This window comes from Streptomyces sp. NPDC046379, from assembly GCF_055587785.1.
This window is the reverse complement of sequence record NZ_JBVJFP010000015.1, coordinates 118,192-132,206: the sequence shown is the minus strand read 5'-3', so window position 1 is coordinate 132,206 and position 14,015 is coordinate 118,192. Positions and strand designations below refer to the sequence as shown.

Annotated in this window: 9 protein-coding genes; 2 read left to right on the top strand and 7 right to left on the bottom strand. The window is 72.4% G+C overall.

All coding sequences use genetic code 11. The annotated features are described in order from the left end of the window. Nucleotides 1–4: 4 nt before the first annotated feature. Nucleotides 5–688, bottom strand: coding sequence for a GNAT family N-acetyltransferase (locus tag ACZ6KF_RS25300; protein WP_469240535.1), 684 nt, complete (start codon nt 686–688; stop codon nt 5–7). A gap of 193 nt (nt 689–881) precedes the next feature. After that, nucleotides 882–1,613 carry an HNH endonuclease family protein gene (locus ACZ6KF_RS25295; protein ID WP_469240476.1) on the bottom strand — a complete coding sequence of 244 codons (732 nt, stop codon included), beginning with the start codon at nt 1,611–1,613 and terminating at the stop codon, nt 882–884. Between the two features lie 149 nt (nt 1,614–1,762). On the opposite strand from ACZ6KF_RS25295, the gene ACZ6KF_RS25290 reads away from it, so the two are divergent. Further along, nucleotides 1,763–1,948 (top strand): antitoxin, encoded by a 186-nt coding sequence (locus ACZ6KF_RS25290; protein WP_356628349.1) that lies wholly within the window; start codon nt 1,763–1,765, stop codon nt 1,946–1,948. A 189-nt stretch (nt 1,949–2,137) separates the two neighbouring features. Here the strand turns inward: ACZ6KF_RS25290 and mfd are convergent, their stop codons facing one another. The 3 genes from mfd to ACZ6KF_RS25275 form a co-directional block, all read right to left on the bottom strand. Beyond that, nucleotides 2,138–5,671, bottom strand: a complete 3,534-nt coding sequence (mfd, locus tag ACZ6KF_RS25285) for a transcription-repair coupling factor (RefSeq protein ID WP_469240474.1) — start codon at nt 5,669–5,671, stop codon at nt 2,138–2,140. Between the two features lie 311 nt (nt 5,672–5,982). Beyond that, a complete protein-coding gene (locus ACZ6KF_RS25280) occupies nt 5,983–8,562 on the bottom strand; it encodes an ABC transporter permease (protein ID WP_469240472.1) in 2,580 nt (859 codons plus the stop codon). Next, nucleotides 8,559–9,347, bottom strand: a complete 789-nt coding sequence (locus ACZ6KF_RS25275; RefSeq protein WP_356628343.1) for an ABC transporter ATP-binding protein — start codon at nt 9,345–9,347, stop codon at nt 8,559–8,561. The genes ACZ6KF_RS25280 and ACZ6KF_RS25275 overlap by 4 nt, the downstream gene beginning before the upstream one ends. Before the next feature lie 387 nt (nt 9,348–9,734). Between ACZ6KF_RS25275 and ACZ6KF_RS25270 the strand changes: the two genes are divergently transcribed. Next, complete coding sequence (locus ACZ6KF_RS25270; RefSeq protein WP_469240470.1) at nt 9,735–11,294, top strand: MFS transporter; 1,560 nt, start codon at nt 9,735–9,737, stop codon at nt 11,292–11,294. Nucleotides 11,295–11,425: 131 nt separating this feature from the next. Here ACZ6KF_RS25270 and ACZ6KF_RS25265 read toward each other — a convergent pair whose 3' ends face one another. Both ACZ6KF_RS25265 and ACZ6KF_RS25260 read right to left on the bottom strand, forming a co-directional pair. After that, nucleotides 11,426–12,724 carry a glycosyltransferase family 4 protein gene (locus ACZ6KF_RS25265; RefSeq protein ID WP_469240469.1) on the bottom strand — a complete coding sequence of 433 codons (1,299 nt, stop codon included), beginning with the start codon at nt 12,722–12,724 and terminating at the stop codon, nt 11,426–11,428. Between the two features lie 319 nt (nt 12,725–13,043). Next, nucleotides 13,044–13,934, bottom strand: coding sequence for a cellulose-binding protein (locus ACZ6KF_RS25260; protein ID WP_469240467.1), 891 nt, complete (start codon nt 13,932–13,934; stop codon nt 13,044–13,046). Nucleotides 13,935–14,015: the final 81 nt, after the last annotated feature.

The following is a 14,015-nucleotide window of genomic DNA, read 5'->3' as shown; positions in this document are numbered from 1 at the left end:
GCCGTCACAGCCGGTGGCGCATCCACACGTTCGGCTCGACGTACACCGCGTACCCCCGCTCCGGCTCGCACCGTACCGGCGCCAGCGCCCCCGGCACCTCCACCTCGCCGGCGGCGTCGAAGGGCAGCTTGGTCCAGCCGCGCCAGTCCTCCAGCGAGGCGGTCACGGTCATCGACGCCGGCGCGACCGAGTCCAGGGTGGCGCCGGCGCGGGCGTGGACGCGCAGCCAGGGGTCGTACGGCAGCCCGTCGGGGCGCAGCCGGCGCGCGTACTCCTCCATGGGGGTGCGGGGTTCCAGGTGCTTGGCGCTGGGCCGCACCGGGGCGACGACCTCGCGGAAACCGAGGGCCCGGGCATTGTCGCGCAGGGCGGTGAGCATCAGGGCGGACAGGCCGCGCCCCTGGGCGTGCGGGGCGACGACGACGGAGATGGCGCTGACGGTGTCGGGCCGGACACCGCGGCGCAGGTCGGAGAAGGCCCAGACGAGGACCTGGTCCCAGCCCCGGGCGGGGAGTCCGCCGCGGCCGTCGGCGCCGAGGGCGAAGGGGACGCTGTAGGCGTGGGCGACGACGTCGCCGTTCTCGTCCTCGGCGAACAGCACGTACTGCGGGAGTTCGGTGGCGATCCGGCCGTAGTGCGCGTTGCCGACGAGGTCGTTGACGACGAACGGCGGCCAGCTGTCGGCCATGCCGGTCACCCGCTCCAGCGCCTCGGGCCGCTCGGCCAGGCTCGCCACCGTCACGCCGGTCACGCCGGACACCCCAACCACCTCAGTCACACCCATACCCCGGTCATGCCGGACACCCCGGCTCACGCGGCCAAGGTAGGCGGCTCGCCCGCGCTCCGCGACCGAATAGCCGGCACGACCGGCCCGCCCGCGCTCAGTCCGCCCGGAACCGCGACGGCGCCTTCGTCGGCGAGCCCCCGTCGGGCAGCCGCTGCCCGGGACAACCGGACAGCACCCTGGTCATCGCGGCCTTCTCGGCGGCGGTGACCCAGAGCCCGTATTTCTTCTTCACGGCGACCTGCGTGGCGACGTACCGGCACCGGTACGACTTGTTCGGCGGCAGCCAGGTCGCCGTGTCGCCGTCGCCCTTGGACCGGTTGGCGCCCGCGTCGACGGCGACGAGGTTGAGGGGGTCGTTGGCGAAGGCGATGCGCTTGCTCGGCTCCCACTGCCCGGCGCCCTTCTGCCAGGCGTCGGACAGTGCGACGACATGGTCGATGTCCACGCGGCTGCGCCCCCGCACGAAGGCGACGTCCTTGCCGGTGTACGGGTCGGGGTCCAGGGTGCCGGAGGACACCTCGCACTCCTCGCCGTCGCCGAACTCGACGTCGTCGAGGTCGCGGCGGAGTATGTCGTCGCGGGTTCCGCAGCTGTTGGAGTCGGTGTCGGCCCACGGGCTGCCGAAGCGGTCCCGGTCGTAGCCGGTCTTCGGGGCGCGCCCCTTCACGGGCAGGACCCGGGCCGCCGCGAGGGCCGCTCCCCCGCTCCCGGGACTCCGCGTCCCCTCCGGTCCGCCGAAGCCGGTGGTCCCCTCCGTGCAGCCGGCCGCCACGACCAGCGCCGCCGTCACCGCGGCGACCGCCGTCCCGCTCCTGAGACGCCTCACGCCGCGTCCTCCCTCACACCGTCCCGCCGGCCCGTCCGGCTGCCGCCACCGTAGCCGCCGAGAGGTCCAGACCACACTGGGGCGAAATCGGCATTCCCCCCACATCCGGCGTATCGTCGGTGGAGGATCACCTCCGGAAGGAGCTGCGCATGGGCATCTTCGACAAGCTGAAGGGCAAGATGACGCCGGACAGGACCAGGAAGCTGTCCGACGCCGCGGAGAAGCAGGTCAACCAGAGGACCGGCAACAAGTACCAGGACCAGGTCGACACCGCCCAGCAGAAGATCGAGGGGCGGTACGGCGTGGACCGCGACAAGCCCGATCAGCAGCAGTAAGGCCGGAGAACGAAGCTCCGCGCACGACGAAGCCGCCCGCACGGCCGGTCCGTGACGGGCGGCTTCCGTTCGCCCACGACGACAGCCGGATCCGCGCCCGCGCCCAAGCCACCGCCACGGACGCCCGCGTCCACGCCCCCAGCAGGGACGCCGGCGCCCGCGCCCCCAGCAGGGACGCCGCGCCCGCGTCTACGACCCCGGCACGGACGTCAGGAACTCCCCCACCCAGCCCAGCAGTTCCCGCCCGACCAGCGGCTTGCCGCCGACCTTCGCGGTCTTCGGGCGCGGTACGAGGATCTGGTGCGCCGCCGGTTTGATCACCGAGCCCGGGTACAGCCGCTTCAGCCGCAGCTCCTGCGACTCGCGCAACTCCACCGGCGCGAACCGGATGTTGCTGCCCTGGAGCACGACCTCGCCGACGCCGCAGGCCCGCGCCAGCATCCGCAGCCCGGCCACCAGCAGCAGGTTCTCCACGGGCTCGGGCAGCTTGCCGTAGCGGTCGACGAGTTCCTCGCGTACGGCCCTGATGTCCTCCTCGGAGTTGGCGGAGGCGATGGAGCGGTAGGCCTGCAGCCGCAGCCGCTCGCCCGGCGCGTAGTCGTGCGGGACGTGCGCGTCGACCGGCAGCTCGATCTTGACCTCGAGCGGCGGCTCCTCCTCGATCTCCCCCGTCTCCAGCTGGCGCCGGTAGTCCGCGACCGCCTCGCCGACCATCCGCACGTACAGGTCGAAGCCGACGCCCGCGATGTGGCCGGACTGCTCGCCGCCGAGGAGGTTGCCGGCGCCGCGGATCTCCAGGTCCTTCATGGCGACGTACATGCCCGCGCCCATCTCGGTGTGCTGGGCGATGGTCGCCAGCCGTTCGTGGGCGGTCTCGGTCAGCGGCTTCTCCGGCGGGTACAGGAAGTACGCGTACCCGCGCTCGCGGCCCCGGCCCACGCGGCCGCGCAGCTGGTGCAGCTGGGACAGGCCGAAGGTGTCGCCGCGCTCCACGATCAGGGTGTTGGCGTTGGAGATGTCGATGCCGGACTCGACGATCGTCGTGGAGACGAGGACGTCGAACCGCTTCTCCCAGAAGTCGACCACGACCTGCTCCAGCGCCGACTCGGACATCTGGCCGTGAGCGGTGGCGATGCGCGCCTCGGGGACGATCTCGCGCAGCCGGGCCGCCGCGCGGTCGATGGACTCGACGCGGTTGTGGATGTAGAAGACCTGGCCCTCGCGCAGGAGTTCGCGGCGGATGGCTGCGCCGATCTGCTTCTCCTCGTAGGGGCCGACGAAGGTGAGGACGGGGTGGCGCTCCTCCGGGGGCGTGGTGATGGTCGACATCTCGCGGATGCCGGTCACCGCCATCTCCAGGGTGCGCGGAATGGGGGTGGCGGACATCGTCAGCACGTCGACGTTGGCCCGCAGCTTCTTCAGCTGCTCCTTGTGCTCGACGCCGAAGCGCTGCTCCTCGTCCACGATGACCAGGCCGAGGTCCTTGAACCTGGTCTCCGAGGAGAACAACCGGTGCGTGCCGATGACGACGTCGACCGAGCCCTCGCGCAGGCCCTCCAGGACCGCCTTGGCCTCGGTGTCCGTCTGGAACCGGGACAGCGCCTTCACGGTGACCGGGAACTGCGCGTAGCGCTCGCTGAACGTGCCGAAGTGCTGCTGCACCAGCAGCGTCGTCGGCACCAGCACCGCCACCTGCTTGCCGTCCTGGACGGCCTTGAAGGCGGCGCGCACGGCGATCTCGGTCTTGCCGTAGCCGACGTCGCCGCAGACCAGGCGGTCCATGGGGACGGACTTCTCCATGTCCTCCTTGACCTCGGCGATGGTGGTGAGCTGGTCGGGCGTCTCCGCGTAGGGGAAGGCGTCCTCCAGCTCGCGCTGCCAGGGCGTGTCGGCGCCGAAGGCGTGCCCGGGGGCGGCCATGCGGGCGCTGTACAGCCTGATCAGGTCGGCGGCGATCTCCTTGACGGCCTTCTTGGCGCGCGCCTTGGTCTTGGTCCAGTCGGCGCCGCCGAGCCGGTGCAGGGTCGGGGCCTCGCCGCCGACGTACTTGGTGATCTGTTCCAGCTGGTCGGTGGGGATGTAGAGGCGGTCGCCCGGCTGGCCGCGCTTGGCGGGGGCGTACTCCACGACGAGGTACTCGCGGGTGGCGCCCTGCACGGTGCGCTGGACCATCTCGATGTAGCGGCCGACGCCGTGCTGCTCGTGGACGATGTAGTCGCCCGCCTCCAGGGTGAGCGGGTCGATGGTCTTGCGGCGGCGGGCGGGCATCCGGGCGCCCTCGCGGCCGGCGGCGCGCTGGCCGGACAGGTCGGTCTCGGTCAGGACCGCCAGTTTGAGCGCCGGGTCGACGAAGCCGTGCTCGATGGAGCCGCACGCCACGTGGACGACGGACGGGGTGATCTCGCGCAGGTCGGCGTCGAGGCGCGCGGCGACGCCCTCGCCGCCGAGGACCTCGACGGTGCGGGCGGCCGGGCCGTGGGCCTCGGTGACGAAGACGGTGCGCCAGCCGTCGGCGAGCCAGCCCTTGGTGTCGGCGAGCGCCTTGGCGGTGTCGCCGCGGTAGGTGTCGGGGGCGTGCATGCCGAGCTTGAGGGTGTCGGCGTCCAGCTCGGCGTCGGCGGCGAACGGCGACACCGACCACCACATCATGTCCAGGTCGCGGGCGCGTTCGCGGACGTCGGCGATGGACCACAGGGAGGCCGCGCCGACGTCGATGGGCGCCTCGCCCCCGCCGGCGGTGGCCGCCCAGGACGCCTGGAGGAACTCCTGCGAGGTCGCCACCAGGTCGGCGGCCCTCGTGCGCACCCGCTCCGGGTCGCAGACGACGGCCATGGAGCCCTTGGGCAGCACGTCGAGCAGCAGCTCCATGTCGTCGACCAGGACGGGCGCGAGGGACTCCATGCCCTCGACGGCGATGCCCTCGGCGATCTTGCCGAGGAGTTCGCCGAGTTCGGGGTGGGCCTCGGCGAGGGCGGCGGCGCGCTCGCGGACCTGGTCGGTGAGGAGCAGCTCGCGGCAGGGCGGCGCCCACAGGCCGTGCTCGGCGACCTCCAGGGAGCGCTGGTCGGCGACCTTGAAGTAGCGGATCTCCTCGACGTCGTCGCCCCAGAACTCGATGCGCAGGGGGTGTTCCTCGGTGGGCGGGAACACGTCGAGGATGCCGCCCCGTACGGCGAACTCGCCGCGCTTCTCGACCAGTTCGACGCGTGCGTACGCGGCGGCGGCGAGTGCCTCGACGATCCGGTTCAGATCGGCGGTCTGCCCGGCGCGCAGCGCGACCGGCTCCAGGTCGCCCAGGCCCTTGACCTGCGGCTGGAGCACGGACCGTACGGGTGCGACGACGACGGAGACGGGGCCGGTCTCGGGGTCGTCGGGGCGGGGGTGGGCCAGGCGGCGCAGCACGGCGAGCCGGCGGCCGACGGTGTCGCTGCGGGGGCTGAGCCGCTCGTGCGGCAGCGTCTCCCAGGAGGGGTACTCCACGACGCCCTCCGGCGGCAGCAGCGACCGCAGGGCCGCCGCGAGGTCCTCGGCCTCGCGGCCGGTGGCCGTCACCGCCAGCACCGGGCGGCCGCTCTCACGGGCCAGCGCGGCGACGGCGAGGGGGCGGGCCGCCTGGGGGCCGACCAGATCGAGGTGCATCCGGTTGCCGTCGGAGGCCGCCTTGATCGCGTGTGCGAGGGCGGTGTCCTTGACGACGGCGTCGAGCAGACCGTGCAGGCTCATGAAGGGGCTTTCCGTCCTGGGCCGGGGTGTTCCGGGCCGAGATGCCGGGGGCAACGCGAAGGACCCGACGCGCGGGGCGGGCCGGGGTGTCTCCAGGGTACGTCGCCCTCGCGCCGATCACCCGGCGCACTGCGTGGGCCGGGCCCGGCGGACTTCTCCGCCGGGCCCGGCCTTCCTCCGCAACCCCCGTATGCGGTGGCTCGGACTCCCCGTGTCCCACTCCCCCTCTTGTACTGCGCCGCGGGGCCCCAATCTGTTGCTCTTGGGCCCCAATCCGTTGCTCTCGAGCCCGGATCCGTTGCTCTCGGGCCCTAATCCGTTGCTATGGCGTTCAGGACGTTCATCCGGCCGGCCCGGAAGGCCGGGATGAGGGCGGCGAACAGGCCCACGAAGGCCGAGGCGACGAAGACTCCGCCGATGGTGGGCCAGGGGATCTCCAGGACGGTCAGGCCCTCCAGAGCCAGCAGCTGCTGGGCGGTGGCGCCCCAGCCCATGCCCAGTCCGAGCCCCAGCAGGGCGCCGAAGAGGGCGATGACGACCGACTCCAGGCGGATCATGCGGCGCAGCTGCCGGCGCGAGAGGCCGATGGCCCGCATCAGGCCTATCTCCCGGGTCCGCTCCACCACCGACAGGGCGAGGGTGTTCACGACGCCGAGCACCGCGACGATGATCGCGAGGGCCAGCAGGCCGTAGATCATGTTGAGGAGCTGGCCGATCTGGTCCTTGAGGGCTTCCTTGTAGTCGGTCTGGTCGCGGACCGTGTACTGCGGGTAGTCGTGCAGCGCGGACTTCAGGGCCTTGTAGGCGGCGTCCTGCTGTCCTTCCTTCGCCGCGGCGAAGACCATGATGTCCAGCGGCATCTTCTCGGCCGGGACGTGCTCGGCGACCGTGGTGATGGACGCGTACATCGCGCCCTTGTCGATGACCACCTCGTCGCTGGTGATGGCGCGGACGGTGAGGGTGGCGGTGCCTCCGTCGCGGAAGTCGACCTTCACCTTGGAGCCGACGGTCAGTCCGTGCTCCTCGGCGAAGCCCTCGAAGACGGACATCGAGTTCTGCCCGTAGGCGTCGGCGAGGTCGCCAGCGACGGTCTCGGTGCGCACGTCCTCGGCGTAGGTCGGGTCGGCGGCGTTGATCGTCTCGTTCTTGGAGACCTTGCCGTCGGGCGTGACGAGGTCGGCCTCGAGAACCTTGTACTCGGTGACCCGGTCGAGACCGGGCGTCTCCTTGACGGCGGCGACCGCCTGCGGGGTGATCAGCTGTCCGCTGTCGGACTGGATGATGAAGTCGGTGCCGACGGATTTGTCGAGCTGGTCCGTGGCCGAGGCGACCATGGAGGAGCCGACCACCGACAGGCAGGCGACGAGCGCCAGACCGATCATCAGGGCGGCGCCGGTGGCGCCGGTGCGGCGCGGGTTGCGCAGCGCGTTGCGCTCGGCCATCCGGCCCACCGGGCCGAAGACCCGCAGCACGAGCGCGCCCAGCACCCGGACCACGCCCGCGGCCAGCACCGGCCCGATCACCACGAACCCGATCAGGCTCAGCACCACGCCCAGGCCCAGCCACAGCGACCCGTCGCTCGCCGTGTCGGCGGCGCCCGCCAGGTACAGCGCGCCCGCGCCGACGCCGGTGAGGACGATGCCGAGCACCGCGCGGATCCGGCCGGCCCGGGCGTCGGCGGGCGCACCGGCGTCGCGCAGGGCGGCCATCGGGGAGACCTTGCCGGCGCGGCGGGCGGGCAGGTAGGCGGCGAGGACGGTGACGACCACGCCGAGGACCATGCCGATCACCGGCGTCGTCCAGGCGATCGTCAGATCGTCGGTGGACAGCTTCATGCCGGTCATGCTCATGAGCTTCATCAGCCCGACGGCGATGCCGACGCCCGCGCCCACTCCGAGCAGCGCCCCGAAGAAGCCGAGCAGCAGGGCCTCCACCAGCACCGACCGGTTGACCTGCTTGCGGCTGGAGCCGATGGCCCGCATCAGCCCGATCTCGCGGGTGCGCTGGGCGACCAGCATGGAGAAGGTGTTGATGATCAGGAAGACGCCGACCAGGAAGGCGATCCCGGCGAAGCCGAGCATGGCGTACTTGATGACGCCCATGAACTCGCCGATCTGCTCGGCGTTGGCGTCGGCGACCTCCTGGGCGGTCTGCACCTTGTAGCCGCCGCCGAGCGCGGCGACGACGTGGCGCTTGAGGGCCGCGTCGCTGAAGCCGGCCTCGGCGGTGACGTTGATGTTGGTGAAGACGTCGCTCTCGCCGACGAGGGTCTTCTGGGCGGTCGCGACGTCCAGGTAGAAGATCGCGGCGCCGGGGTTGGTGACGGTGAAGTCGGCGATGCCGGAGATCTTCGCGGTGTGCGTGCCGACCACGGTGATCACGGCGATCTCGTCGCCGAGCTTGAGGTCGTGCTTGTCGGCGGTGTCCCCGTCCACCATCACCTGGTCGGCGCCCTTCGGCGCGGCCCCCTCGGTGATCTTCATGGTGCGGGCCTCGTTGGCGTTCCAGCCGCCGACGATGGTGGGGGCGCCGCTGGTGGGCGACAGGCTGTCCTTGTCGGCGTCCACCACGGTCACCGAGGTGGAGAAGACGGTCCCCTCGGCCGACTTGACGCCCTCCGTCGCCCGCACCTCGTCCACGACGGAGGCCGGCAGCACCGGCGGCCTGCCGGTGTCGGAGGTGGTCTCCCCGGTGTCCGAGGAGCCCTTGGCGCTGACCGTGACATCGGAGGAGGTGGCGGTGAACAGCTTGTCGAACGTCGTCGTCATGGTGTCGGTGAAGACCAGCGTGCCGGTCACGAAGCCCACCGACAGCAGCACGGCCACCGCCGACAGCGCCATGCGCCCCTTGTGCGCGAAGAAGTTGCGCATCGAGGTCTTGAGCACGGTCATGACGTGCGCCCCCGGGCGTCGAAGTCCTTCATGCGGTCCAGGACGGCCTCGGCGGTCGGCTTGAACATCTCGTCCACGATCCGGCCGTCGGCCAGGTAGAGCACACGGTCGGCGTAGGAGGCGGCGACCGGGTCGTGCGTGACCATCACGATCGTCTGGCCCAGTTCGTCCACCGACTTGCGCAGGAAGCCCAGCACCTCGGCGCCGGCGCGCGAGTCGAGGTTTCCGGTCGGTTCGTCCCCGAAGATGATCTCCGGGCGGGCGGCGAGCGCTCGCGCCACGGCGACGCGCTGCTGCTGGCCGCCGGACAGCTGGGTCGGCCGGTGCTTGAGCCGGCCGGCGAGCCCGACCGTCTCCACGACCCGGTCCAGCCACTCCCTGTCGGGCTTGCGCCCGGCGATGTCCATGGGCAGCGTGATGTTCTCGATGGCGTTCAGCGTCGGCAGCAGGTTGTACGCCTGGAAGATGAACCCGATCCGGTCCCGGCGCAGCTGCGTCAGCTTCTTGTCCTTCAGACCGGTGATCTCCGTCTCGTCCAGGTAGATCTGGCCGCTGGTGACGGTGTCCAGCCCGGCGAGGCAGTGCATCAGCGTGGACTTGCCGGACCCCGAGGGGCCCATGATCGCGGTGAACTGGCCGCGGGATATGTCCACGTCGACGTGGTCGAGGGCGACGACGCGGGTCTCCCCGGCCCCGTACGCCTTGACGACCTGCCGCGCCCGCGCGGCAACGGCCGTACGCCCTCCAGTGCCCCCGTGCCTGGGAATGGTTACAGCCGATGTCACGGTAACTCTCCTATGTCTGAATGAAATCGAAGCGTGCGTAGAACGTGCGAGTACGGTCGGTGCGAGACGTGCTGAGGTACGAGACGTGCTGAGGTGCCGGACGTGCTGACGTGCGAGATGTACTGCGGTACGAGACGTGCTGCGGTACGACCACGAGTCTGGCCCCGGCGGCGCCTCCGGTTCGATGAGGCTGAACCCCCACTTGTCCGGGGGAAAACCCCACCCCCCGGACTGAGGCAACCGCCCGTGCCCGCCCCCCTCACGGTGTAAAGCCAGGTTAAATAACGGCACTCGCCGCCTCGTCCTCCGCCGGTACGAACCCGCCCCCATCCGTAGTGCGGAGGTACCCCTAGGGGAAGCCGCTCCGAAGCCGCGCTCTGCCCCTACATGAGGTGCGAGTGGGAAGCTGTGCACCGGCAGATAGGTGCAAGGGGAAAGGAAAATCCCGTGGGCCAGGAGGACATCGGCATACGAGGGACCGCCACCGGGCGGGCGCCGGACACCGGCAGACGCGGCGCCGTCGTCGCCGCGCTCATGCTCTCCATGGGTCTGGCGGCGCTGGACTCCACCATCGTCGCCACGGCCGTACCACAGATCGTCGGCGACCTGGGCGGCTTCTCCGTCTTCTCCTGGCTCTTCTCGGGCTATCTGCTCGCGGTCACCGTCTCGCTGCCCGTCTACGGCAAACTCTCCGACACCTTCGGCCGCAAACCCGTGCTGGTCGTCGGCGCGGCCGTCTTCCTGGCGGGCTCGCTGCTGTGCGCGCTGGCCTGGAACATGTGGGCGCTCATCGCCTTCCGCATCGTCCAGGGCCTGGGCGGCGGGGCCCTCCAGGGCACCGTCCAGACCCTGGCCGCCGACCTGTACCCGCTCAAGGAACGCCCGAAGATCCAGGCCAAGCTCTCCACGGTGTGGGCGGTGTCGGCGGTCGCCGGGCCCGCGGTGGGCGGCCTGCTCGCCGGATACGCCGACTGGCGCTGGATCTTCCTGGTCAACCTGCCCGTCGGCGGGGCCGCGCTGTGGCTGATCGTCCGTCACCTGCACGAGCCCGAGCGGGAGTCCATGCCGCGGGCGCGGGTCGACTGGGCGGGCGCGGTCGCCGTGTTCGCCTGCGGCGGCGTCCTGCTCACCGCCCTGGTCCAGGGCGGCGTGGCCTGGCCCTGGCTGTCGGCCCCGTCCCTCGGCCTGTTCGGCGCCGGACTGGCCCTGGTCGTGGTCGTCGTGGTGGTCGAACGCCGGGCCGCCGAGCCGATCATTCCGGGCTGGGTGTGGCGCCGGCGCACCATCGCCGCGGTCAACCTGGCCCTCGGCGCGCTGGGCCTGCTCATGGTCGCGCCCACCGTCTTCCTGCCGACGTACGCCCAGTCCGTCCTCGGCCTCGGCCCGGTCGCCGCGGGCTTCGTCCTCTCCGTGTGGACGCTGTCCTGGCCCATCTCCGCCGCGCACAGCCAGCACGTCTACCGCAGGATCGGCTTCCGCAACTCCGCCATGCTCGGCATCGGCCTGGCCACCCTGATCCTCCTCGCCTTCCCGCTCCTGCCGTATCCGGGCGAGGCCTGGCAGCCTGCGCTGCTGATGCTGCTGCTGGGGGCGGCGCTGGGCCTGTTCCAGCTTCCGCTCATCGTCGGCGTGCAGGCCACGGTGGGCTGGGCGGAACGGGGTACGGCGACGGCGTCGGTGCTCTTCTGCCGGCAGACCGGTCAGACGCTGGGCGCGGCCCTCTTCGGGGCCGTCGCCAACGGTGTGCTGGCCTCCCGGGTCGGCGACGCGGCGAACCTGGACGCCATCGCCCACGGCCTGGAAACCGGGGCCGCCTCGGAAACGACCCGCAGAGCCATCGCGGACGCGGTCCACGCCGTCTATCTGGGAGCGGCGGGAGCGGCGGCCCTCGCCTTCCTCGCCCTCCTGCTGCTGGCGCCGCGACGGTTCCCGGTCCTCAAGGACTGAACGGCCTTCGGACCGAACTGCCCTCGGGCCGAACGGTCCCCGGGCCGAGGGCCGAGGACCGACGGCCCGAGGGTCCAGGCGGCGCGGACAGTCGACCGTTCGGCCCATCCCTCCCAGGACACACCCCGTCCTCACCGCCTGCCCCACCCAGCGACCCGACGCCCGACCGCCTGCGCCCGGATCCGCACCGTCGCCACCGCCACAGGCACCGCACCGAACCGTGGCCGGCCACCGCCTGCCGGGGCGGCCGGGGCCGGCGGGGTCGGCGAGGTGGCCGGGGCGGCTGGGGCCGGCGGGCTCAGCGAGGCGAGCAGGGCGTCGTAGCGGCCGGCGATCACCGCCGGGTCGAAGCGCCGGGACGCGTGCGTTCGCGCGGCCTCGCCCATGCGGGCGCGCAGGCCGCGGTCGGCCATGAGCAGGCGCAGGGAGCGGGCGAAGGCGTCCACGTCGTCGCGGGGGACGAGCAGTCCGTCGATGCCGTGCCGGAGGATCTCCCGCGGCCCCAGGGGACAGTCGGTGCTGACGACCGGCAGCCCGCAGCGCATCGCCTCGACGATCGTCATGCCGAACGACTCACGCGCCGAGGTGACCGCGGCGACGGAGCCCCTGGCCCACTCCCGCTCCAGCGGCGTCACCAGCCCCGCCAACTCGGCCCTGCCGCGCAGCCCGTGCCGGTCGATGCGGTCGGCGACGGCCCGGCGCTCGGGTCCGTCGCCGTAGATCCGCAGGGTCCAGCCGGGAAAGTCGCCGGCCACCCGGGCGAAGGCGTCGACCAGCGTCGGGAACCGCTTGACTCGGGTCAACCGGCCCGCGGCGACGATCGTGGTGGCGCCGGCGTCGGCGTAGGGGCCGCCGGGGTCGGGGACGCCGTTGGGGATGGCCAGGATGCGCAGGCCGGGGACGCGCAGGCCGGTCCGGTGGGCGCGGGCGTCGGCCTCTGTCGTGGTGACGAGGGCGTGCAGGGCGCCGTAGTGACGCTGGAGCGTGCGCCGGAGCGCGTGCGGATGCGAGTCGTGGGTGAGGTGCTCCTGGCCGATGCGCAGGGCGCGCGCGGGCCCGAACCCGGCCAGGAGGACGTTGAGTCCGGTGCGGGTGGTCACGACGGCGTCGGCGTCCGTGGCGCCCAGCCACTCAACGATCCGCCGCTCCGCCAACCGGTGGTACTGCGGGGCACGGCTGTCCCCGCGCGGGAAGCGACCGCCGAGCAGCCCGTACTCCGGGTGGGCGCGGTCGGCCGAGCCGTCCCGCCGGTCCACCAGGGCGCGCAGGCGCAGCGCCGGGTCGACGGCGAACCACGGTTCGGCGCGGTGCCGGAAGACCGACACCAGCTCCACCTCGTGGCGGGGCGCGAGGGCGGCCGCCAGGTTCAGCGTGGTGCGGGTCGTGCCGCCGACGGCGTAGGCGTTGTGCAGCAGGAAGGCGATGCGCATGAGGAACGGGTTCCTCGCCGGCGCGCAGAAAGCGCATACCGACCGGCCGGTTTGACAACTGTGAACGGGAAGCGGGTGGAGTCGGCCACGGGGAAGGCGGAGACGGGCGAGCCGGAGACGAGGTTGGTGCCCGGCATGAGGGCACCACCACCGGCATCGTCACCGTCCCCCTCGGCTTCGCCTCCGGCTGGCTCGGCACCCTGCTGTCCGGCCGCCGCGCGTCGGACGAACAGCGCAGGCAGCGGAGGTCTCGGCCGCCCAGGACCGAGGCCGCGTGCAGAGACCGGCGGGCCGGCGGACCGGCGGACGACCGTAGTCGTCATTCGACCGGCGTACGACGCCGGGTCAGCTCCTCGATCCGGTTCCGCGCGGCGTCCATCTGCGCCTGTACGGCGTCCCAGCGCTCCCCGTGTTCGCGCAGCACCCGCTCGGTCTCGCGGGCGATGCCGTCCGCCGTCAGCCGGGCCTCCGCGATGATCTCCGCGGCACGGGCACGGGCCTCCTCCTGCCGGCGCCGGGCTCCCCGCTCGGCGTCGGCCAGCGCCCGCTCCGCCTCCGCCAGCGCCTGCTCGGCCCGCGCGATCCGTCCGGCGTTGCTCGCGTCCAGCGCCGCCGCGCTCTCCCCCGCCTCCCGCTCCACCTCCGCCCAGCGCTCGGCATGCTCCCGCTCCTGCCCGGTCACCAGCGCCTCGGTCCGCTGCCGCACCTCGCGCAGCACGACGAGTCGGCGCGCACGCTCCTCCTTCAGCGCGCGCCGGGCGGCGACCCGGATCTCGTCGGCCTCGGCGCGCGCCGTCTCCAGCCGTTCACGCACCCGCGCGTCGGCCTCCGCGAGGAGCGCGTCCGCCTCCTCCCGCGCCACCCGGCGCACCTCCTCGGCCCGCTCCCGCGCCCGCGCCACACACTCCCGGGCCGCGAGCCGCGCACGCTCGCGCACGGACTCCGCCTCCTCGCACGCGAACCGGAACACACGCTGCGCGCCCTCCCCCAGCGTCTCGTACGTCTGCGGCGCGAGCCCCGCCACCGTCTCCCGCAGTTCCTCCAGCCCTTCCTCCATCTCCCGCGCCAGCACCGTGAGGCGGGCGGCACGCTCCCAGGCGGCATCGCGTTCGCCGGAGAGCGCCGAGGCGAACGCATCGGCCTGGTCGGGGCGGTAGCCGCGCCCCCGGACGGTCACGAAGCCGTGGGGTGACACCGGTGCGCTGCTCATTCCGAGACCTCTCGAATGATGCGGGTATGACTTTTTCGCTGCGGTTGCGCACATCTTGGTGGACCAGCAGGAAATGTTCAT